Source organism: Phyllobacterium sp. (assembly GCF_037994425.1).
In the GTDB taxonomy this organism is placed as follows: Bacteria; Pseudomonadota; Alphaproteobacteria; order Rhizobiales; family Rhizobiaceae; genus Phyllobacterium.
The window spans coordinates 12,217-32,392 of record NZ_JBBNAM010000199.1; the positions used below are offsets into that span (position 1 = coordinate 12,217).

Consider the following 20,176-nt stretch of genomic DNA (forward strand, 5'->3'; position numbering starts at 1 on the left):
TTTCAACCTATCGTTTGTCAGACCACCAGGTGTTCAGTTGGTTTCCCACAAGGGAGGTCTTCTCGGGATGTTGCAGGTGCGACCACCGCGCAACCCATTGCTCGGGCTGATAATAGATCGGGATCATATAATGGCCGGAGATCAGAAGCCTGTCGAGAGCACGCACCGTGCTCGTGAACTCTTCCTGCCCGCGCACTGCCAGCATCTTGTCGAGCAGGGCGTCAATCGCAGGAGCGGCGACACCGGCATAGTTGAAACTGCCCTCGATATCCTTCGATTGGCTGCCCCAACGGCTGAATTGTTCGTAGCCTGGTGAAAGCGAACTCGAATACGCACCTAGAATAACGTCATAATCGAATGTCTGCAGGCGTTTCTGATATTGGGCGTCATCGACGGTCCGGACCGTTACGGCGATGCCAAGCCGCTCGAGGGTGCGCTTGTAGGCCAGCCCAAGCCGTTCCTCACCCACCGAGCGCGTCAGGATCTCGAAGGTGAGAGGCGTGCCCTGCGGATCGAGCATCTGTTCATTTTCGATCTTGTAGCCACGCTCGGTCAAAATGTCGTAGGCGCGCTTCATCTCCTTACGATCGCGGCCCGTGCCATCCGTCTGTGCCGGACCGTAGGTACCGTCCATCACCTCAGGCAAAACGGTATCAGGGAAGGGCGCAAGGAGTTCGCGTTCCATGGCATCGGCCGGTCGCCCAAGCGCAGACAGTTCCGATCCCTGCCAATAGCTGCCAAGCCGCCGATAACGTCCGGCATAGAGGTTGCGGTTGGTCCACTCGAAATCGAACATCAGGGCCAGCGCCTGTCGAACCGCCTTGTCCTGGAATTTGGTCCGGCGTGTATTGAACAGGAACCCGAACATATTGGCGGGGGATTGTGTTTCGAACGTATCCTTTATGACCCGGCCGTCGCGCACCGCCGGAAAATCGTAGGACGTCGACCACTTGTTTGGATCGCCTTCGAGGAAAACATCGAACACGCCCTTCTTGAAGGCTTCGAACTGTGCTTGATCGTTGCGGAAATATTCCACGGTCACCGTGTCGAAATTGTTGAAACCGATCCGGCTCGGCAGATCAGTGCCCCAATAGTCCGGATTGCGCTTGAAGACAATTCGCTGACCCGGTTGAACTTGCGAGACGGTGTAGGGTCCGCTTCCCACGGGGACTGCCAAAGGCGAAGCGTCGAACGTGTCGATACTGATCGCGTGTTTGGGCAGTACCGGCATTAAGGCGAGAACAAGCGGGAATTCACGGTTCGCCTGTTCGTTAAACGTAAAGCGGATGCCATGTTCGCCAACCTTCTCAATTTTGGAGATGAGCTTCATGCGGCTGCTGAAAGGAGGACGGCCCTTCTTGGTCAATAGGTCAAGCGTGAAGATAACGTCGTCCGGCGTCACCGGCTCACCGTCCGACCATTTCGCCTTTGGATTGAGCGTGAACTCGACCCAGGTCCGCTCGTCGTTGGTTTCGACTTTCTCCGCAAGCAGGCCATACATGGTGAACGGCTCGTCGGCACTGCGCTGCATGAGCGACTCATAAACGAGATTACCGAACTCCGAATCGCCGAACATCCCGCGCGCAGTCGTTCGCATACTCTTGATCAGGAACGGATTGAGGCTGTCGAACGTGCCGACAACCCCGTAGGTGATGGAGCCTTCCTTCGGAGCATTCGGATTGACGTAAGGGAAGGACCGGTAGTCCGCCGGCAAGGCAGGATCGCCGTGCATGGCGATCCCATGGCTGGGTTCGGCAAATGCCGGACTGGTTATGCAGCAGATCGTAGCAAGTATAGCCAGCGCTTCAGTAGTTTTCTTCAACATCGTCTCGACCTAGCATCCCCGGAAGCCAAGGATTCATTCTGATTCGTCACAGAGACTACCACTTGAAGACGATTCTGCGGCGGTTGCCGTGAATCCTCGATGTGAATCCCGCGCTGGACCAAAAGGTGGCTGGATTTGCACGAACATGCAGTGTAACACGGCGTTCGATATTCAAGGGTCACTCTCTTGCCGCATTTGGTAACCAAAGCCAGACAAGCAAATATATGTGATCGAGATACACTTAGGATAAGTGCGCTGAAAGGAACCAGTTGACCATGTCCAACCCGAAGTTCATCGCGGCAACCGCATCATTCGCTGGTGCCATTGCATTGCTCGCCGCCGCGGCAGTACCAGCAGCAGCCCAGCAGCAGAGAGCGCCGCAAGGGTGGTTCAAGGTCTGCTCCAAGCAGGAAGAGAACGAAATCTGCAATACCCAGAACATCGTGACCGCTGATAGCGGCCAGTTGCTGACTGCAGTGAACCTCATCGAGATCAAGGGCAAGATCAATCGCAAGATCTTCCAGGTATCGGTTCCGACCGGCCGCTTGATTCCCCCGGGCGTCGGTCTCCAGATCAATGGCGGCAAGACCCAGAAAATCGATTATGCCATTTGCTTCCCGGATCGCTGCATTTCCGAAGTTGCGTTGTCGGACGACCTGCTGAATTCCTTCAAGAAGGGCAATCAGCTGACGCTCACCTCGGTCAACTTTCAGAACAAGCCGAACCCGATCAATGTTGCATTGACCGGCTTCAGCCAGGCATATGACGGCCCGGGGCTGCAGCAGAACGAACTCGAACAGCGCCAGAAGACGCTGCAGAGTGAAGTTCAAAAGCGCCAGAAGGAATTCGAAGACAAGATGAAGGCTGAGCAGGAAAAGGCCAAAGCCGGCAATTGATCAGCCAACGAAAGCAAAAAGGACGCCCCAGGGGCGTCCTTTTTTAATGCCAAAAGCTCGATGGCAGGAACTGTTTGTTCAATTGATGTGCGGCCGTCTCACCCGGTAGACCCCGTCCTCGATCTTCTCGAACATGCTCTTGATCTGCGGATGCCGCAAAGGCGTTCCAGTCACGTCGGCCACGAGATTTTGTTCGGAAACATAGGCCACGTACTCTGTTTCCGCGTTCTCGGCGAAGAGATGATAGAACGGCTGGTCGCGGTGGGGTCGTATTTCTTCGGGAATCGACTGGTACCACTCCTCGGTATTGTTGAACTCGGGATCAACGTCAAATATCACGCCACGAAACGCGAAAATGCGGTGGCTCACTACCTGGCCGATCTGAAATTTGGCGTGCCGTATCTGTTTAATCATCGTCATTCAGGATAGATATCCGTTTCTGTCCAATCCCGCGAGCCAAAAGCGCCCTTGCTCTGGCGCAGTAAAACTTCAAAGCCTTCCAATGCTTGATGTCTTCAACCTGGTGCTACCTTTCTTTGGGCTGATATTTCTTGGCTTTTTCGTGGCCAAGATGAATAAGCAGCCGCTTGAGGCGCTCGGATGGATGAACACTTTCATCATCTATGTGGCGCTTCCGGCACTGTTTTTCCAGATATTGTCGAAAACGCCGGTGGCCGAATTGACGCAGTGGGCCTTCATTATCGGATGCACTGCGTCGACCTTCTCGATTTTTATAACGATGTTCCTGATCGCTTTCGTTCGCACGCGGCGCATCGACGAGAGTACGATCCAGGGACTGGCCGCAGCCTATGGCAACATCGGCTATATGGGGCCAGCCTTGGCGATCCTCGCCTTTGGCGCCCCAGCTGCAGTTCCGGTCGCGCTGATATTCTGCTTCGACAATACGCTGCATTTCGTCATGGCGCCCCTGATGATGGCGCTTTCCGGAAACGATAAGCGCGCGCCGCGCGATCTGGCGGTCGGCGTCCTCAAGAAGATATTTGGCCACCCTTTCATTATCGCGACCATCTTCGGGGTAGGGTCGGCCATAACCGGGCTGGAGCCGCCAGTGGCAGTCGACCGGATGATCGACTTTCTCGCCCGGGCGGCCGCACCCTGCGCGCTCTTTGCCATGGGTGCGACACTGGCGCTGCGCCCGATGCGGCGCGTGCCTAAGGAACTCTACCTCATTGTGCCGCTCAAGCTCATCGTACAGCCTGTTGTAATCTACTGTGTGCTGCGTCTTGCCGGTGATTTTCCGCCGGTCTGGGTCTATACCGCAATGCTGATGGCGGCCCTGCCAACGGCAACGAATGTCTTCGTCATCGCACAGCAATATGGCGTCTGGGTCGAACGGGCGTCGAGTTCGGTATTGGCGACGACTTTATTCTCAATCGTAACGCTGTCCCTTTGGCTTTATGTGATGACCCACGGATTGATTGGATAGAGCTCTCGCTCGACCTCCATCGGACGGTCGATTTCCAGGCACCTAATCTTTGGCTGACCACGTAGCTACTTTGTATCATTTCTAAAGTTTTGCGTGCCACCCCCTTGCGGCTGCAGGGCTTCTGTATATATAGTTGCGAATGATTTGCAGTTGCGTTTAGGGAGTCTTCATGGATCAGTTGGCCCAACACACCCAGGCAGCCGGTGGATGGCGGCATGCCCGGGGCGAGGCATCGCTGTCCGACGTACATCGTTCGATCGCTGTGCGGTCGAGTGGACCAGGCTGGCGGCGTGCTGCCGCTTTCGTTGGGCCCGGCTATCTTGTCGCAGTCGGCTACACGGATCCCGGCAACTGGGCAACATCGCTCGCCGGTGGTTCGAAGTTTGGCTATTCGCTTCTGGTCGTCGCGCTGATCTCAAACATCATGGCGATTGTCCTGCAGGCGCTGTGTGCTCGCCTCGCCATCGGATCGGGCAGGGACCTCGCCCAGGCCTGCCGCGATGCCTTTCCAAAGCCTGTTGCCTATACCCTATGGTTTCTCGCGGAAATCGCCATTATCGCCACCGATATCGCCGAAGTAATCGGCACGGCGATCGGCCTCAATCTTATCTTTGGTATTCCGCTCGAGATCGGCGTTCTGATCACTGCGCTCGATGTATTCCTGATCCTTTACCTGCAGAAATTGGGTTTCCGCTGGGTGGAGGCACTCATTATCACGCTACTCGGCGTTATCGCGGTCTGTTTTGGCATCCAGATATTCCTTGCCGATCCTGAATGGGGGGCGGTGATCAGGGGATTTGCTCCGACGACGGAGATCGTGACCAACCCTGAGATGCTTTATCTTGCGCTGGGTATTCTGGGTGCCACGGTGATGCCGCACAATCTCTACCTGCATTCGGGAATCGTGCAGACACGCGCCTACGGCAATACACTGCCCGAGAAGCGTCAGGCGTTGAAGTATGCGACGATCGACTCGACTGCCGCCTTGATGTTCGCGCTCCTAATCAACGCATCGATCCTGATTTTGGCCGCGGCGACATTCCACCATACGGGCCGGACTGACGTCGCGGAACTTGGTGAGGCGCATTCCCTGCTTGCGCCACTGCTCGGACTTGCAATTGCGCCGACCCTGTTTGGCATTGCGCTCCTGTGCTGCGGCATCAACTCGACGGTCACAGCGACTCTTGCCGGCCAGATTGTCATGGAAGGCTTTCTCCACATCAAGCTCGCGCCGTGGCTTCGCCGGCTGATCACGCGTGGGATTGCGATCATTCCGGCTGCGATCGTGACGATCTGGTATGGCGAAAGCGGAACCGCGAAGCTGCTCGTCCTCACTCAGGTCGTGCTAAGCCTGCAACTGTCATTTGCCGTGTTCCCGCTTGTCATGTTCACGGCAAGCAAGGCGAAGATGGGTGCCATGGTCTCGCCGCGCTGGCTAACGACGTTTGCAATGTTTATCGCAATCGTGATTGCAGTGTTGAACGTGAAGCTTCTCTACGACTTTGTGCTTGCCTGATTAGTGCTCCGGAGCGGTGGGCCTACGCGTGAAGCGGAAGCCGCTGCCCGGACGAAGGCCTTCGCGCATCACGAAGCCCCGCAACGGCGAAAAGGCACGCAAGAGTTCGAGGCCGCCGCTGCGAACCATCTGAACAGGTAGGAAATCCGACAAGAGGGATCGGTTCAGCGCGTCGACCGCACCGGTTCGCGCGAAAATGTCCGGGCTGCGCTTGCGATTATAGGTCGATATGACCCGCGACGCGCCGAGATCGGAACCATCCGTCGGTAAGGTCTCAAGCAGGGTCTCGACATCCCTTACGCCAAGATTGAGCCCCTGCGCACCAATAGGCGGGAAAACATGTGCCGACTCGCCTGCCAGAAACACCCGGTTGCGGGCGAAGGAGGTGGGAACGAGGCCGGACAACGGCCAGCTTTGCGGATCGACATCCACTGTTACGGCGCCGAGCATGGATTGCATGCGCTCTTCAACCCGCATTGCAAGCTGATCGCGGGTGAGTTCGAGCAGTTCCACAGCATGCGCCGGCGTGGTCACCCATACGAGGCTCGAGCGCTTGCCCTGGAGTGGAACCTGCGTGAACGGGCCATGTTCCGTGTGAAATTCCGTAGAAATATCATGATGATCGCGCGTGTGACTGAAGCTCAGCACAATGGCCGTCTGGTTGTACGACCAGGTCCGCGCAGATATTCCGGCCGCTTCACGGGCAAGCGAGGAACGGCCATCCGCCGCAATCACGATATTGGCGGCAATCGTCGAGCCGTCATTGGCTTCGACAGTGACCTCAGTTTCGGTCGGATGGTAATGACTGGCCGAGGCCGCAATATGCTTCGCCCCCGATCGCTTGAGGGCGTCGCTCAACACCGAGGTCAGCGTCGTGTTGGGGATATTGTAGCCAAAAGCCTCTTCATCGATCTCGCTGGCTTCGAACGTGACGGCTGGGCTCCTGATGAGGCGCTGCGTTCCATCGAGGATGCGCATGGTGGTAATCGGCGCGGCATGAGGCTCTACTGCATCCCAAAGGCCAACCTTCTCAAGGAATTTGATGGCCGGCATCATCAGCGCCGTGGTGCGCTTGTCGGTGGCCTCCGGGATGACGCCGAGGCTGATAACATTGTCAAACGATCGGGCAACGGCAATTGCCGCGATCAGTCCGACGTGGCCGGCTCCCGCAATGACAATAGGGTCGGTTCTGGTGCTTGTCATGTCGGCCTCCCGTTTGCGGGCCCCGCTTGGGGCTTTCAACAGTTTATATGAACTTCATTGCTTGCGCTTTGATCCAATTTCAAGAAAAGCTGATCGCAAATCGTTCGTCATTGCTAAGATATAGCGACGGACGGGGAATTGTGATGCAGCAGATTGGCGCGGACCCTTGAAAAAACCAACCATGCCTAAGGGCGTCAAGCCCAAGAAAGTGACGGCGCCACAGGCGAAGGCCTTTTCGGTACACCTGCTGACGGCATCCGGTTCCTTCCTGGCGTTTTTGTCGGTCGTCGCCGCGAGCGAAGAGAGTTGGACTGCCATGTTCTGGTGGCTTGGCCTTGCCTTGTTCGTCGATGGCATCGACGGACCAATCGCGCGCAAGCTCGAAGTCAAATACGTGCTTCCCAATTGGTCGGGAGAACTTCTCGACAATATCATCGACTACATGACCTATGTGCTCATACCGGCCTTCGCGCTCTATCAGCGCGGTTTCATGGGTGAGGGACTGTCATTTCTCGCGGCGGCAATCATCGTTGTATCAAGTGCGATCTACTACGCCGACACAGGCATGAAGACCAAGGAGAACTTCTTCAAAGGGTTCCCTGTCGTGTGGAACATGATCGTCTTCACCCTGTTCATCGTGCGACCCGGGGAATGGGTGGCTTTTGCGATCGTCCTCGGTTCTGCAATCGTCTCGTTCCTGCCGATCTATTTCCTCCATCCCGTGCGGGTGCAGCGTTTGCGAATACTCAATCTGACAGTGTTTTTTCTCTGGTGCGGCTTTGGCGCGATATCGCTGTTTCAGGAACTCGATTCGCCGCTCTGGGTGCGGATTGGCATTTCCGTGACAGGTATCTATCTTTTCTTCATTGGCGCGGTGATGCAACTCTTCCCCAATCTGGGACGTACGGAGAAAGCGTGATGGTAAAGGCTGTTCGTATTCATCAGGTCGGCGGACCGGAAGTTCTGACTTACGAAGACGTTTCGGTCGGGGCGCCCGGACCCGGTGCAGTACGTATCCGCAATGAGGCGATCGGGCTGAATTTTCTCGATGTCTATTACCGCACGGGCCTATATCCATCGCCGAGCCCGCTGCCGCTGATCCCGGGTCACGAAGGTGCTGGCGTTGTACTTGCCGTGGGCGAGGGCGTCGACTGGCTGAAGGCCGGCGATCGCGTGGCCTACACAAACCCGATTGGCGCCTACGCGGAAGAACGGCTCATTCCGGCCGACCGCCTCGTAAAAGTTCCGGATGCAATTCCGCTGCAACAGGCGGCAGCGATGATGCTAAAGGGCCTGACCGCCCAGTATCTTTTGCGCCAGACATTTCCGGTTAAGAAGGGCGACACGATCCTGTTTCACGCGGCAGCCGGCGGCGTTGGCCTGATCGCCGGCCAATGGGCAAGGCATATCGGTGCCACAGTCATTGGTACCGCCGGCTCGGACGACAAGGTCAAATTGGCGCTGGATCATGGATATGATCACGTTATCAATTACCGCAGCGAGAATTTTGTCGAGCGAGTTAAAGAGTTCACAAGCGGCAAAGGTGTCGACGTTGTCTATGACTCGGTCGGGAAGGATACGTTCGACGGATCGCTGGATTGCTTGCGGCCGCGGGGAATGATGGTGTCTTTCGGCCAGTCCTCAGGCCCGATCCCGCCATTCGACCTCGGTATCCTGTCGCGCAAGGGTTCGCTCTATCTCACACGTCCCACACTGTTCGTCTACGTCGCCGCTCGCGAAGCGCTCGAGAAGGGCGCCAACGAGCTTTTTGAACTGGTAGCAAAGGGGATCATCCGCATCGAAGTCGGCCAGACCTATGCTCTCAAGGATGTCGCCGCCGCCCACCGCGATCTTGAATCACGCAAGACGACCGGCACGACAGTGCTTATTCCTTAAGCCCCTGGTGCGGGTGCACGAATAATGTGCGCAAAAGGCCGCAACCATGAGTTTTGCACTTTCCAAGTTTGGTCGCCCTGACATAGGATCAGGAACGGTCTTGGCCGCGGGGAACGATGACACAAAAAAGAATAGACGGCTCTGAAACACCGCTACTGGAAGCTAACAAGCTAACCAAAATTTTCGGCACACTCAAAGCCTGCGATGAAATTGATCTGAAGATAAGCTCGGGCGAAATTCATTCGCTGCTCGGCGAAAATGGTGCTGGAAAGTCAACGCTCGTGAAGATGCTGTTTGGCGCACTTCAGCCGAGTTTCGGAAGCATTGCCTGGAAAGGCAACTCCGTCATGGTTGCCAATCCGGCGATGGGAAGATCGCTTGGTATCGGAATGGTTTTCCAGCATTTTTCCTTGTTTGATGCGTTGACTGCGGCCGAAAATATCGCGCTCTCGCTAGATGAAAAGACCCCGCTTGACACGATCGCCGCGCGCGCGCGCGAAATAGGCGCTGCGTATGGCCTTCCAGTCGATCCGGAGGCACTTGTCGGCGACCTTTCAGTGGGCGAGCGGCAGCGGATCGAGATCATTCGCTGCCTCTTGCAGAACCCGGACCTCATTATACTCGATGAACCGACTTCAGTTCTGACGCCGCAGGAAGCGGATTTGCTTTTTGTGACCCTGGAGCGGCTTCGGTCCGAAGGCAAATCCATCCTTTATATCAGCCACCGGCTCGAGGAGGTGCGGCGTCTATGCGATCGGGCGACGGTTCTGAGGCACGGTAAAGTCGTCGGCCAGTGCGACCCGCGGGTGGAGACGGCCGCCTCGCTGGCCCGGATGATGGTTGGCAGCGACATTCACGTGATTGAGCGCAATCCGGTAGGAAAATCTGCCGAAGAGGCGTTGCCGCTTGTGGAGGTCAATGGCCTTTCGCAGAAGCCGCGCGGTCCGTTCTCTGTTCCGCTGCATGACGTTCACCTTGCCGTGAAGGCTGGAGAGATCCTCGGGATCGCAGGAGTAGCTGGAAACGGGCAGGGCGAGTTGTTCGAGGCGATCTCCGGCGAGGTACTGCAGGAGCGTCCCGATGTCATTCGGCTTCGCGGGACGGACGCAGGCAGGGTCGGCATTTCCGCGCGACGCAAGCTCGGTGCTGCATTCGTGCCGGAAGAGAGACTCGGGCATGGCGCCGTCCCCGACATGTCGCTGACCAATAATCTCCTCCTGTCACGGCATTCGACGGATCGGAAAGTATTTCTGGCCGGCGGCGCGCTCAGGCTCATCGCCGAGTCGAGTCTCGCCTCGGCGGCCAAGCGCATTGTCGCCCAGATGGACGTACGCAAGAGCGCAGAAAATCCAGACGCATCAGCGCTTTCCGGTGGAAACCTGCAGAAGTTTCTTATCGGACGCGAGCTTGATCGCAACCCCTCGGTCATGATCGTCAACCAGCCGACATGGGGCGTCGATGCCGGGGCGGCCGCACATATCCGCCAGGCTCTGGTGGACCTCGCGAGGAGCGGTTCGGCTGTGATAGTCATCAGCCAGGACCTCGATGAACTTTTCGAAATTTCGGACAGGATCGCCGCAATGGTGCATGGGCGCCTATCAGAATCCGTGCCCATCGAGGCTATGAACCGGGAGCGTGTCGGTCTAATGATGGGCGGCGCCGACCACGCAGCACCTGTGGCACATTCAGGGGTGGCATGATGATGCGGTTAGAAATCGTCAGGCGCCCCCAGCATTCGGCGCTTTTCAGTGCGCTATCGCCATTCATCGCACTGTTTCTCACGATCGTTGCCGGTGCAGTTCTTTTCTCGCTGCTTGGCAAGAACCCGATTTCGGCGCTCTATTCCTATTTTGTCGAGCCTCTGACCGAGGTCTGGTCGATCCACGAACTCCTGGTGAAGGCAGCCCCGTTGATCCTCATTGCGGTGGGGCTTTCTGTCTGCTTTCTTTCGAACAACTGGAACATTGGGGCCGAGGGCCAGCTGATCGCCGGCGGCATAGCAGGATCAATTCTTCCGGTAATGTTTCCCGATTTTCAGGGATGGTATGTCCTCCCGTTGATGCTGCTCTTCAGCATGGCCGGCGGAATGGCCTACGCCACAATCCCGGCGTATCTCAAGGTTCGTTTCAACACCAACGAGATCCTCACGAGCCTCATGCTCGTCTATGTCGCACAGCTTTTCCTCGATTGGCTGGTGCGCGGCCCCTGGCGCAACCCCCAAGGCTACAACTTTCCGGAGACGGTGCAGTTCAACGAGAGCGCGATACTGCCGGCCATCTGGGCGGATTCGGGGCGCGCCCATTGGGGTTTCATTCTGGCCTTGATTGCCGCTGTCGTCGTTTGGTTCATGCTGTCGCGCACGCTCAACGGCTTTGAGATCAAGGTACTCGGGCGCAGTTCACGGGCAGGGCGCTTCGCGGGTTTCAGCGCCGGGCGCCTTACGTTCTTCGCCTTCCTCGTTTCGGGTGCAATCGCCGGCCTTGCTGGCATTGCCGAAGTCTCTGGTGCTGTTGGGCAGTTGCGCACCAGCATTTCGCCGGGATATGGCTTCACCGCGATCATCGTAGCCTTTCTTGGCAGGCTCAATCCGCTGGGCATCGTGGCCGCCGGGTTGGTACTCGCACTTTCCTACCTCGGAGGTGAGGCTGCGCAAATCTCACTCGGCATATCCGAGAAATCTGCGCGCATATTTCAGGGCATTATTCTGTTCTTCGTACTGGCGAGCGACACACTGATTTACTACCGCATCCGGATCGTATCGCGTCTAGGCGACACCGTGGCAAAAGGTGCCTGAGATGACGATGTTCGAAGCTATTCTTCTGACTGTCGCGACAGCGGCGACGCCACTCCTGATTGCCGCTCTCGGCGAACTCGTCGTCGAACGTTCCGGTGTTCTCAATCTAGGCGTCGAGGGCATGATGATCATGGGCGCGGTCTGCGGCTTTGCTGTAGCCCAAACGACCGGCTCCGCTTGGCTCGGCATGGGCGCCGCCATTCTGGCGGGCGCTGGCTTTTCGCTGCTCTTCGGGTTCCTCACGTTGACGCTCATCACCAACCAGGTCGCAACCGGCCTAGCCCTGACGCTACTCGGTCTCGGCGCTTCAGCCATGATCGGCGAAAGCTTCGTCGGCCTGCCAGGCGTCAAGATGGCATCGCTCTATATTCCCGGACTGACGGATATTCCCTACGTCGGCAAGTTTCTCTTCGGCCAGGATCCAATTTTCTATATCTCGATACTTTTAACCGTCGGCGTCGTCTGGTTCCTGTTCAGGACCCGCGCGGGCCTCACCTTGCGTGCCGTCGGCGATAATCATACCTCGGCGCATGCGCTGGGCGTCCCAGTCGTACGCATTCGCTACCTTGCGGTTTTGTTCGGCGGCGCCTGTGCGGGTCTTGCCGGCGGCCAGTTGTCCTTGGTTTACGTGCCGCAATGGGTGGAGAACATGACAGCGGGGCGCGGATGGATCGCGCTCGCGCTTGTCGTTTTTGCCTCATGGCGGCCATGGCGCATACTGGCGGGGGCTTACCTATTCGGCGCCGTGAGCATCGGCCAGTTGCACGCGCAGGCTCTTGGCATCGGCATACCCTCGCAGTTCATGTCGTCGCTGCCCTACCTTGCGACAATCGTCGTGCTCGTGCTGATCTCCAGAAACAAGCGGTTGACGCTGATGAATACGCCGACCTCGCTCGGCAAACCCTTCGTACCGGACCGCTAAGGCGGTGCCTGAATCGAAACCTGATATCGCATTAACAGAGAGGTGAACTTAAATGAAAAAATTGATGATGGCGCTGACGGTGGCGGCCAGCTTCGCGTTGGCGGGTGCCGCGCACGCCCAGGATAAACTGAAGGTGGGATTCATCTATATCGGCCCTCCCGGTGATTTCGGCTGGACCTACCAGCACGACCAGGGCCGCAAGCAGTTGGAAAAGGAGCTTGGCGAAAAGGTCGAGACGACATTTCTTGAAAACGTGCCGGAGGGCGCCGACGCCGAACGTGCCATCGAGCGTCTCGCTCGCGCGGGTAACAACCTGATCTTCACGACATCGTTCGGCTACATGGATGCGACGAACAAGGTCGCGCAGAAATTTCCGAAGGTGAAGTTCGAACATGCTACGGGCTACAAGACCGCCGAAAATGTAGCCGTGTATAATTCGCGCTTCTATGAAGGCCGTTATGTGCAGGGCGTGATTGCCGCGAAAATGTCGAAGACGGGCGTTGCCGGCTATATCGGATCGTTCCCGATTCCGGAGGTGGTGCAGGGCATTAATTCGTTCATGCTTGGCGCTCAGTCGGTTAATCCGAACTTCAAGATCAAGGTGATCTGGGCAAATTCCTGGTTCGACCCTGCAAAGGAAGCTGACGCTGCAAAAGCGCTGGTCGACCAAGGTGTCGACATCATTAGCCAGCACACGGATTCGACAGCGCCGATGCAGGTTGCGTCGGAACGCAAGATCAAGGCGTTCGGCCAGGCTTCGGATATGATCAAATTCGGTCCCGAAACGCAGTTGACGTCGATCGTCGACAATTGGGGGCCGTATTACGTCGAGCGCGCCAAGGCGGTCCTCGATGGTACCTGGAAGTCACACAACGTATTCGAGGGCATGCATGAGGGCCTCGTCGTCATGGCGCCCTATACGAATATGCCGGATGACGTAAAGAAGCTCGCCGAGGAAACTCAGGCAAAGATCACGTCGGGCGAACTGAAGCCATTCACCGGCCCAATCAAGAAGCAGGATGGCACCGAATGGCTGAAGGCGGGTGAGACCGCCGACGACAAGTCCATTCTCAGCATGAACTTCTACGTCGCTGGCGTCGACGACCAGCTTCCCAAATAAGCCTGCAATGCAAATAAAAAGGGCGCCCACGGCGCCCTTTTTATGAGGTCTATGTGTTGATTCAATCGACGTCGTTTGCCGAGGCGGCGTTGAGCTGACCGTAACGCTCGACACCAATGGCATTCAGGAGGTCGAGCTGCGTCTCGAGGAAGTCGACATGGCCTTCCTCGTCCTTTAGAAGCTCGTCGAAAAGCTCCTTGGATACGTAGTCACCGAGCTGGTCGCAGATCTCGCGCGACTTCTTATAGGATTTCACTGCATCGTACTCGCCGGCCAGGTCGGCTTCGAGAACTTCCTTGATGTTTTGGCCAATACGAAGGGCGCCGATGGACTGCAGGTTGGGGTGACCTTCGAGGAAGATGATGCGCTGGATGATCTTGTCGGCGTGGTGCATCTCTTCGATGGATTCTTCACGCTCCTTCTTGGCGAGCTTGGTGTAACCCCAATCGTCGAGGAGGCGGTAGTGAAGCCAATACTGGTTGACGGCCCCCAGTTCGAGAAACAAAGCTTCGTTAAGCCGCTCGATGACCTTTTTGTCGCCCTTCATGTCGTGAACTCCCGTATTGGTGACGCAATTCCCGAACACGGTCGATAAACGAAACTGCAACAGAATCGCCTGAGCCGTGGCGGAGGTGATATTCTTCCGTCACCTTTATGATGGTTTCAACGACATTTGGAAAGCAGCCACAGCAGCGTCCGCGCTTTTTCATGGCATGGTAAACCTTAGCAGGAACAACGAGTTGCCATGGATCGGCGTCGAGAAGTTCAATGATAGTATCCTCGACTTCCTTTTGGGTAATGATGTTGCAATGGCAAACTAGCATTTTGCGCCAACGTCAGATTCTTGCAGAGAAAGTGCTTCGGCGTAGAAAGCCACGTCGGCATCAAAACTTAAATAAGCTATTGATATAAAAGCGTTTTGTACGCGAAGACCAACAAATACTGTCCCGAAACCGGGTGATACTTTCGAACCAGTCAATGGTTCCTCCAATCGCAAGGGTTCAAGGCCCAAACATCAAAGGTCATGCGTCACCGTAACGCTGAGTAGATAAAACCGGCTAATGACGTAACTGTCAAATTTATATGGTTAGATTATGTCGTGATTTCAAGTAGTTAGAATAATTCTAAACTAGACAAATAACCTAACCATTTCAATCAGGTTAACCCTACGATAGGTTGTGCGGCACACGTTTTTCCAGCGAATTTGGCGCTGTGTCAAAACGTCTCATAGGGAGCGACGAGACCGTCTCGGATGGCTGGACAAGTCTCTTCGCAACCAGCTCATCTCAAACAGCAATGCCGGATATCTATGCCCGCGCAGAATCATGGCTGCTCGGGTGCTGCAAAAGCGCGTCGGATCAGGGTCGACGGCGCAGGGAGGCGAGCCGATCAGCTCGCTGCCGCCAGTCGCTTTTCGATGAGGTCGATACCGAGGAGGGCACGCACGTCGCGTTTATCGACGATGTCTTCGATCGTGTACTGAGCGAGGACTTCAAAGAAGGCATTGAGTGCCTTGCGCAGCGCTGCATTCAGGCCACAACTATCGATCAGCGGGCAATCTGCAGCATCGTTCTCGAAGCATTCCGCCATGGCGAAATTCTCTTCCGTCACGCGCACAACGTCGAAAAGGGTGATGTCCTTGGCAGGCTTGCCGAGTTTCACGCCGCCATTGCGGCCGCGTACGGTTTCGATGAAACCATTCTCAACGAGGGGTTGAAGGATCTTGAAGAGAAAAAGCTCTGAAACTGTGTAGGCTTGTGCGATCTCGCCGATCCGGCTCAGATTGCCTTCATTGGCAGCACAATACATGAGAATGCGGATTGCATAGTTCGTCTGTCTTGTCATGCGCATTGGGGGGATACTTCTCTTTCAACCTGATGCCGAAGCGGCGATTAGCTAGCTCCTCAAACCGAAAGCTGCCTAGCGCCGTGGATTTCAGGCATGCACTTTGGATCTGGCCCGCAGTTTAGAATTATTCTTGATAAAGTAAACGATAATATGAAGGCTGACTTCATATTATGCGACGAAGGGAGGGCAGGCTTATCGAACGAGTACGACGACCGATGCCGTGATAAGTGCGGTAGCGATCAGCAACAACAGTCCGTAAAGGCGCGGTTTGTCAAAGAGAACTGCGAAGCCAGCGGACCAGACCACAACTGCGGCGCCCAACGCAAAGAGAAAGCCAGCCTTGTGTATCCACGCAATATGAACAGCCATGAGGCCGCCGATAATAAGGGCGCCAAACACCACCATGATGGCCAGGGCGTACTTCTCAAAATTGTCCATTCAGGCAACCCACTCTCAATACCAGCTCAAGACCGAAGCGCCCGTCCGCTGCCAAACTGAACGTTCAGGCCGATAGCCAAACCTTCATAGACCGTTCGCACCCTCCAAGGCAACCGGAGACGGTAAAGGGCGTCGATTGCCGCGCGAATGTGTGCAAATGGGCAACAAAAAAGGCCGGGAATCCCCGACCTTTCCGAACCCGCCTCAACACCAATGCCAGTACATCCGTGGTCAAAGGTGGAAGCGAGCTTCTGATTGTGAAATAGGTACAGGGTCGTTGAAATTCAAGGCCTGCACGTGAAGGATTAGCCAATCAACATGCCGGTTACTTCCAGCAGCCATTGTTCTGGCCGTTGAGATTATGGGAGTCTATGTCGATCCCGGCCGAAAAGTCGTTTTTGGCAAGGTAAACTGCAGTCTCAGGTTTGATGCGTATCTTGTTCCAGCCGGCGCAGTTTGATGTACGTGCTGGGGGCGTACTCATCCAGCGCAGGGCGCTGCAACTCGTCGCAGCGACGGCGCAGGGCAGGAGGAGAACCAGTGCAACTCTCTTCATGGTGTTACTTTCGACGCGGCGCAGGTGCGGAGGATAAGCGAACTCGATCGCATAATTTTGAACGCAACGACATTCGACCTTCGTTTAACGGCCGCAACTGCTCAGTCATCGTTGCTGGCATTGAGTTCTTGGGGCGTCATACCTTCGGCGGCCTTTGCGGTCAGCGACTGTGCGAGGATCAAGCGACTGGATTTGAGAAGAGGCGCGTTGGTAGCGCGAAGTTTTGGCATGCGCGGATTATTCTCGTGTGCAGTGACCGCAGCCTCATTCGCATAGAGTTCGTTGACCATTATCTTGTTCGGGATAGGGGTACCATCCCGCTCGATCGGCTTGATTACTTCGAAGCGCAAACAACCCGGTTCCTCTTCGAGCGTCCTGCGGGCATGCTCGCGAATGATCGCAGTAAATTCCTCTTCGCAACCGTCTTTGGTTTCGAATTCGACGATAATGGTCAATGCAGTCATAAAATTGATCTCTCCCAAGTTATGTCGAGGCTAACAGTCGTCATGGAACAAATCCAGACGCAAGGAGAAACGAACGGCTCTAACCAACGGCTTTTCTTGCATCAGCGTCTTCTCGCAACGAACAGCAGGCCAGCGCCGATGACCATCGTCAGCAGCCCGATATAGAGCCAGCGCGTCTGCCCCACCATGAAGCTCCCGCCGATGATGCTGAGACCCTGCAGCGCCCAGATGGCGCCCATGATAATGAGGAGAACCGAAGCGATAGTGAGAGCGATCTTCATTGGTTCATTCATTCCTTTTCAATTGCTTACGCGCCGTACCACTAGATAGCGGCTGCGTAAAAGAAGCGGGAACTTTGAGGAGCGCCGACCGTTGACCTTTCATCTTCGCCGCACCACTCGCCCAGTTTGATACTAACGTAGCAGCTTGGTCATTGTGCACATTTCCAACCGCACGAAACTCCAGTAAAAAGGATATACAGATGACAACATATCAGTCGGAGTCCGAGATGGTGAATGTCATTTTGAACCGCCACACCTGGGTTCTGGTCGCAGATGGAGAAAAGGCACTTTTTCTGCGCAACAAGAACGATATGAATAACGTCCAGCTTGGCATAATTCACCAACTGAGCCAGCCAAACCCTGCCACACGCGAGCAGGGCACGGACAAACCGGGGCGCTTTTCCAGTGGACCCGGCCTTGGTCGAGCGGCGGTTGATGATACCGATTGGCATGAAATGGCGAAGAAGCGTTTTGCCAAGGAAATCGCCGATACGCTTTATGCCCACGCACACAAGGGCGAATTCGAAAAGCTGGTTATCGTCGCCCCTCCGCTCATGCTGGGTGAGATGCGCCAGGAATTCCACAAGGAGGTCTCAGATCGGATCGTTGTGGAGATTCCGAAAACGCTGACGAACCATTCGACGACCGATATCCAGGCGATATTGGAGGAAAGCTGAGTGTGTTTCGGCCTTAGCGCCAACCGATGCAGGCCCCGGAGTGGGCTCCAGATCAATAGAACGAGATCGAAGTCGCTGGGAATATCCCAAATTTGCCCGGTCTGTCTACACAAGCAAAACCCCTGCCTTAACGGGTAGGGGTTTCGCGGGTTGAGGCTTGATTTGGCTCTAGCAAACTGGATTCTGGATAAAAATATCTCGCATCGTTTCAGTGCGGCTCAGGCTCAAGACACCGCTACACTCAACTTATGGAGATGCTACCACAAGTATCGCGAAATTCAAGAAATAGATGCTGATAACGCTATTCCGATTTCCGCTTTAGGCGCTCTATCTCTTCTTCCAGATGTTTAATTCTTTCTTCCAAGGCATTGATTGCCTTGAATACAGCAACGCCCATGCCTTTGAAATCACCGCTATGGATCGCGGCTTCGATCGCATGCCTGGCATTTTCAATTGACATCTTCCACCTCCACTCGTGCCGGGGGACGGTACATGCAGAAAGCCCAATCCTCAAGGGGCGTGAGGATTGGGCCATGTTGGCTTGTGGGTTAGCCAAGGGCTGGTTTGGGGGAACCAGTTCTCATGAAATGCAGCGAGCCCAATTTGGTTCCAACGGTTCCAAAAAATTATTTTCTACTCAAACTCCAACTCAGGCTTGGATAGTCGGTATAACCCTGTTCCCCTGGCGTGTAGAAGGTCGACTTGTCAGCCACGTTAAGGGCTGCATGCTGGCGCCAGCGGTGCGGCAGGTCAGGATTGGCGATGAAAGCCTCGCCAAAGGCGACGAGATCTGCTCCGCCTGACGCAAGGACTTTTTCAGCTCTGGTGCGCTCGTAGCCACCTGCGACAATAAGCGTTCCGCCGAACGAACTGCGTATGGCCGGTCGTGTCACCGGTTGGCCCGAAGTCTGGACTGCGGGGTCCACGATATGAAGGTATGCTAGCCCAAGCGGGTCTAGCAATGTTGCAATCTCGGAAAAATGGCCGAGCGGATCACTGTCGCTCATGCCCTGATAGGAGTTCGTCGGCGACAGTCGGACCCCAATGCGGTTGGCGGGCCAGTGCATGCCGATCGAAGCAACGATCTCAAGCAGGAAACGGGTTCGGTTTTCCACCGAGCCACCATAACGATCGGTCCGAGTGTTGCTGCCGTCACGGAGAAATTGATCGATCAGATATCCATTGGCGCCATGGATCTCGATGCCGTCGAAACCCGCGGAACGCGCCCGTCGGGCGGCACTGGCAAACGCGGACACAATCGTTCCGATTTCCGGTATTTCGAGAGCGCGCGGCGTAGCATAGGACTCCGGACCTGTTGAAGTATAGACAGTTCCTGCAGCTGCAAGTGCCGACGGTCCGACCGGCTGGCGCCCCTCCAGCAATTGCGAGGGGTGGGCGGTGCGGCCCATATGTGATAGTTGCGCAAAGATTTTGCCGCCAGCAGCATGCACAGCATGCGTCACGAGGCGCCAGCCGGCTTCCTGTGCGGCATTGGTAAGTCCGGGGCGGGTCGGCACATCGATCGCGCTGAATGGATCGACCTCTACCGATTCCGAAACGATCAATCCGGCGCTCGAACGCTGCTTGTAATAGAGTGCGTTGAGTTCGCCGGGGATCTTTCCATAGAGCGCGCGCCGGCGCGTCATCGGGGCCATGACGATACGATTGGGGAGAAAAAGATCACCGAACTCGATCGGGGTAAACAGGCTGACAGTGGACATCGTCACATTGAGATTGAACTGAAGAAATGGCGGGTTTCTCAGGACGGCAACAGGTTGAGCAGAATCGCTATATGGAAGGCGAATGCTGTCCCAAAAAGCAGGATCACCGTCGCTCGTTGCCTGGTAACACGGCGATCATGCCAAATGGTGGTGCTCCGCGGCGTATAATCGGTGGAAGCCATGAGGACCGTCTCTCCGTTCTTGGTTCCCAATCTTCGAACATTCGTTACACGATTAATACGATAGAGATTACGAATTTGTGCCGCCTTTCGGTAGAATTTTGCGCGGGAACAACGGTTGGGAGAATGAGTTTCTTTCGAAACGTCGGGGGCATATCTTAGCTCACGTCTCAATCACTACTCGAATGATCGTGTAAGGGGGCGGAGTAGATTGGTTTTCTCCTGATCGGCGGGATCTCGCAAACTAAATCACCGAACGGATGTGTAGTGAGCAAAGTGCAATCTGGCTACGTTGGCTGGTCTTGTGCTGCAATTGCAGTTCGAATTCTCTTTTCGCGATCTCGCGAGCAACCAGTGAAGAGGAAACAATGTCAGTGTTTTATACGGGGGCGG

The 20,176-nt window shown here is 55.8% G+C and carries 22 protein-coding genes; 10 read left to right on the forward strand and 12 right to left on the reverse strand.

Annotated elements, in window-relative coordinates:
- Positions 1-7: 7 nt before the first annotated feature.
- Positions 8-1,732: an extracellular solute-binding protein gene (locus AAAB35_RS14070; RefSeq protein WP_340668924.1), complete on the reverse strand. Its 1,725-nt coding sequence runs from the start codon at positions 1,730-1,732 to the stop codon at positions 8-10.
- A 368-nt stretch (positions 1,733-2,100) separates the two neighbouring features.
- Between AAAB35_RS14070 and AAAB35_RS14075 the strand changes: the two genes are divergently transcribed.
- Positions 2,101-2,721, forward strand: a complete 621-nt coding sequence (locus AAAB35_RS14075) for an invasion associated locus B family protein (protein ID WP_340668906.1) — start codon at positions 2,101-2,103, stop codon at positions 2,719-2,721.
- Positions 2,722-2,799: 78 nt separating this feature from the next.
- On the opposite strand, the gene hspQ is transcribed toward AAAB35_RS14075, so the two are convergent.
- Entirely contained in the window at positions 2,800-3,135 is a 336-nt protein-coding gene (hspQ, locus tag AAAB35_RS14080) for a heat shock protein HspQ (RefSeq protein WP_340668925.1), read from the reverse strand.
- 88 nt (positions 3,136-3,223) lie between these two features.
- On the opposite strand from hspQ, the gene AAAB35_RS14085 reads away from it, so the two are divergent.
- A complete protein-coding gene (locus AAAB35_RS14085) occupies positions 3,224-4,168 on the forward strand; it encodes an AEC family transporter (protein WP_340668907.1) in 945 nt (314 codons plus the stop codon).
- A 169-nt stretch (positions 4,169-4,337) separates the two neighbouring features.
- Entirely contained in the window at positions 4,338-5,684 is a 1,347-nt protein-coding gene (locus AAAB35_RS14090; protein WP_340668908.1) for an Nramp family divalent metal transporter, read from the forward strand.
- Here the strand turns inward: AAAB35_RS14090 and AAAB35_RS14095 are convergent, their stop codons facing one another.
- The gene (locus AAAB35_RS14095) at positions 5,685-6,887 is read right to left on the reverse strand and encodes a UbiH/UbiF family hydroxylase (protein WP_340668909.1); all 1,203 of its coding nucleotides are present in this window, start codon (positions 6,885-6,887) and stop codon (positions 5,685-5,687) included.
- Between the two features lie 181 nt (positions 6,888-7,068).
- On the opposite strand from AAAB35_RS14095, the gene AAAB35_RS14100 reads away from it, so the two are divergent.
- The 6 genes from AAAB35_RS14100 (at position 7,069) to AAAB35_RS14125 (ending at position 13,619) form a co-directional block, all read left to right on the forward strand.
- Positions 7,069-7,806 carry a phosphatidylcholine/phosphatidylserine synthase gene (locus AAAB35_RS14100; protein ID WP_340668926.1) on the forward strand — a complete coding sequence of 246 codons (738 nt, stop codon included), beginning with the start codon at positions 7,069-7,071 and terminating at the stop codon, positions 7,804-7,806.
- Positions 7,806-8,783 (forward strand): quinone oxidoreductase, encoded by a 978-nt coding sequence (locus AAAB35_RS14105; RefSeq protein ID WP_340668910.1) that lies wholly within the window; start codon positions 7,806-7,808, stop codon positions 8,781-8,783. The genes AAAB35_RS14100 and AAAB35_RS14105 overlap by 1 nt, the downstream gene beginning before the upstream one ends.
- A gap of 116 nt (positions 8,784-8,899) precedes the next feature.
- Positions 8,900-10,483 (forward strand): ABC transporter ATP-binding protein, encoded by a 1,584-nt coding sequence (locus AAAB35_RS14110; protein WP_340668911.1) that lies wholly within the window; start codon positions 8,900-8,902, stop codon positions 10,481-10,483.
- Positions 10,484-10,485: 2 nt separating this feature from the next.
- A complete protein-coding gene (locus AAAB35_RS14115; protein WP_340668927.1) occupies positions 10,486-11,577 on the forward strand; it encodes an ABC transporter permease in 1,092 nt (363 codons plus the stop codon).
- Between the two features lies 1 nt (position 11,578).
- Complete coding sequence (locus AAAB35_RS14120; RefSeq protein ID WP_340668912.1) at positions 11,579-12,499, forward strand: ABC transporter permease; 921 nt, start codon at positions 11,579-11,581, stop codon at positions 12,497-12,499.
- A 52-nt stretch (positions 12,500-12,551) separates the two neighbouring features.
- A complete protein-coding gene (locus tag AAAB35_RS14125; RefSeq protein WP_340668913.1) occupies positions 12,552-13,619 on the forward strand; it encodes a BMP family ABC transporter substrate-binding protein in 1,068 nt (355 codons plus the stop codon).
- Positions 13,620-13,680: 61 nt separating this feature from the next.
- Here AAAB35_RS14125 and bfr read toward each other — a convergent pair whose 3' ends face one another.
- From bfr to AAAB35_RS14160, 7 genes are all read right to left on the reverse strand, one after another.
- Positions 13,681-14,166, reverse strand: coding sequence for a bacterioferritin (bfr, locus tag AAAB35_RS14130; protein WP_340668914.1), 486 nt, complete (start codon positions 14,164-14,166; stop codon positions 13,681-13,683).
- Entirely contained in the window at positions 14,132-14,443 is a 312-nt protein-coding gene (locus tag AAAB35_RS14135) for a (2Fe-2S)-binding protein (protein ID WP_340668915.1), read from the reverse strand. The genes bfr and AAAB35_RS14135 overlap by 35 nt, the downstream gene beginning before the upstream one ends.
- Positions 14,444-15,008: 565 nt before the next feature.
- Positions 15,009-15,470 carry an iron-responsive transcriptional regulator RirA gene (gene rirA / locus AAAB35_RS14140; RefSeq protein WP_340668916.1) on the reverse strand — a complete coding sequence of 154 codons (462 nt, stop codon included), beginning with the start codon at positions 15,468-15,470 and terminating at the stop codon, positions 15,009-15,011.
- Positions 15,471-15,659: 189 nt separating this feature from the next.
- Positions 15,660-15,905 (reverse strand): hypothetical protein, encoded by a 246-nt coding sequence (locus tag AAAB35_RS14145; RefSeq protein WP_340668917.1) that lies wholly within the window; start codon positions 15,903-15,905, stop codon positions 15,660-15,662.
- Between the two features lie 325 nt (positions 15,906-16,230).
- A complete protein-coding gene (locus AAAB35_RS14150; protein ID WP_340668918.1) occupies positions 16,231-16,461 on the reverse strand; it encodes a hypothetical protein in 231 nt (76 codons plus the stop codon).
- A gap of 101 nt (positions 16,462-16,562) precedes the next feature.
- Entirely contained in the window at positions 16,563-16,925 is a 363-nt protein-coding gene (locus tag AAAB35_RS14155; RefSeq protein ID WP_340668919.1) for a putative quinol monooxygenase, read from the reverse strand.
- A 101-nt stretch (positions 16,926-17,026) separates the two neighbouring features.
- Positions 17,027-17,206 carry a hypothetical protein gene (locus AAAB35_RS14160; protein WP_340668920.1) on the reverse strand — a complete coding sequence of 60 codons (180 nt, stop codon included), beginning with the start codon at positions 17,204-17,206 and terminating at the stop codon, positions 17,027-17,029.
- A gap of 200 nt (positions 17,207-17,406) precedes the next feature.
- Here AAAB35_RS14160 and AAAB35_RS14165 point away from each other — a divergent pair, with 200 nt between their 5' ends.
- The gene (locus tag AAAB35_RS14165) at positions 17,407-17,883 is read left to right on the forward strand and encodes a host attachment family protein (protein WP_340668921.1); all 477 of its coding nucleotides are present in this window, start codon (positions 17,407-17,409) and stop codon (positions 17,881-17,883) included.
- Between the two features lie 301 nt (positions 17,884-18,184).
- Here AAAB35_RS14165 and AAAB35_RS14170 read toward each other — a convergent pair whose 3' ends face one another.
- Both AAAB35_RS14170 and AAAB35_RS14175 read right to left on the reverse strand, forming a co-directional pair.
- On the reverse strand, positions 18,185-18,343 hold the full coding sequence (locus tag AAAB35_RS14170; RefSeq protein ID WP_340668922.1) for a hypothetical protein: 159 nt from the start codon (positions 18,341-18,343) through the stop codon (positions 18,185-18,187).
- A 166-nt stretch (positions 18,344-18,509) separates the two neighbouring features.
- On the reverse strand, positions 18,510-19,604 hold the full coding sequence (locus AAAB35_RS14175; protein WP_340668923.1) for an alkene reductase: 1,095 nt from the start codon (positions 19,602-19,604) through the stop codon (positions 18,510-18,512).
- Positions 19,605-20,176 lie beyond the last annotated feature (572 nt).

Coding starts and splice junctions, on each gene's coding strand:
- AAAB35_RS14085 (WP_340668907.1), top strand. CDS start 3,224: ATGCTTGATGTCTTCAACCTGGTGCTACCTTTCTTTGGGCTGATATTT.
- AAAB35_RS14145 (WP_340668917.1), bottom strand. CDS start 15,905: ATGGACAATTTTGAGAAGTACGCCCTGGCCATCATGGTGGTGTTTGGC.
- AAAB35_RS14100 (WP_340668926.1), top strand. CDS start 7,069: ATGCCTAAGGGCGTCAAGCCCAAGAAAGTGACGGCGCCACAGGCGAAG.
- AAAB35_RS14135 (WP_340668915.1), bottom strand. CDS start 14,443: ATGCTAGTTTGCCATTGCAACATCATTACCCAAAAGGAAGTCGAGGAT.
- AAAB35_RS14075 (WP_340668906.1), top strand. CDS start 2,101: ATGTCCAACCCGAAGTTCATCGCGGCAACCGCATCATTCGCTGGTGCC.
- AAAB35_RS14165 (WP_340668921.1), top strand. CDS start 17,407: ATGACAACATATCAGTCGGAGTCCGAGATGGTGAATGTCATTTTGAAC.
- AAAB35_RS14115 (WP_340668927.1), top strand. CDS start 10,486: ATGCGGTTAGAAATCGTCAGGCGCCCCCAGCATTCGGCGCTTTTCAGT.
- AAAB35_RS14155 (WP_340668919.1), bottom strand. CDS start 16,925: ATGACTGCATTGACCATTATCGTCGAATTCGAAACCAAAGACGGTTGC.
- AAAB35_RS14095 (WP_340668909.1), bottom strand. CDS start 6,887: ATGACAAGCACCAGAACCGACCCTATTGTCATTGCGGGAGCCGGCCAC.
- AAAB35_RS14170 (WP_340668922.1), bottom strand. CDS start 18,343: ATGTCAATTGAAAATGCCAGGCATGCGATCGAAGCCGCGATCCATAGC.
- AAAB35_RS14125 (WP_340668913.1), top strand. CDS start 12,552: ATGAAAAAATTGATGATGGCGCTGACGGTGGCGGCCAGCTTCGCGTTG.
- AAAB35_RS14175 (WP_340668923.1), bottom strand. CDS start 19,604: ATGTCCACTGTCAGCCTGTTTACCCCGATCGAGTTCGGTGATCTTTTT.
- bfr (WP_340668914.1), bottom strand. CDS start 14,166: ATGAAGGGCGACAAAAAGGTCATCGAGCGGCTTAACGAAGCTTTGTTT.
- AAAB35_RS14110 (WP_340668911.1), top strand. CDS start 8,900: ATGACACAAAAAAGAATAGACGGCTCTGAAACACCGCTACTGGAAGCT.
- AAAB35_RS14160 (WP_340668920.1), bottom strand. CDS start 17,206: ATGAAGATCGCTCTCACTATCGCTTCGGTTCTCCTCATTATCATGGGC.
- AAAB35_RS14120 (WP_340668912.1), top strand. CDS start 11,579: ATGACGATGTTCGAAGCTATTCTTCTGACTGTCGCGACAGCGGCGACG.
- AAAB35_RS14150 (WP_340668918.1), bottom strand. CDS start 16,461: ATGAAGAGAGTTGCACTGGTTCTCCTCCTGCCCTGCGCCGTCGCTGCG.
- hspQ (WP_340668925.1), bottom strand. CDS start 3,135: ATGATTAAACAGATACGGCACGCCAAATTTCAGATCGGCCAGGTAGTG.
- AAAB35_RS14070 (WP_340668924.1), bottom strand. CDS start 1,732: ATGCACGGCGATCCTGCCTTGCCGGCGGACTACCGGTCCTTCCCTTAC.
- rirA (WP_340668916.1), bottom strand. CDS start 15,470: ATGCGCATGACAAGACAGACGAACTATGCAATCCGCATTCTCATGTAT.
- AAAB35_RS14090 (WP_340668908.1), top strand. CDS start 4,338: ATGGATCAGTTGGCCCAACACACCCAGGCAGCCGGTGGATGGCGGCAT.
- AAAB35_RS14105 (WP_340668910.1), top strand. CDS start 7,806: ATGGTAAAGGCTGTTCGTATTCATCAGGTCGGCGGACCGGAAGTTCTG.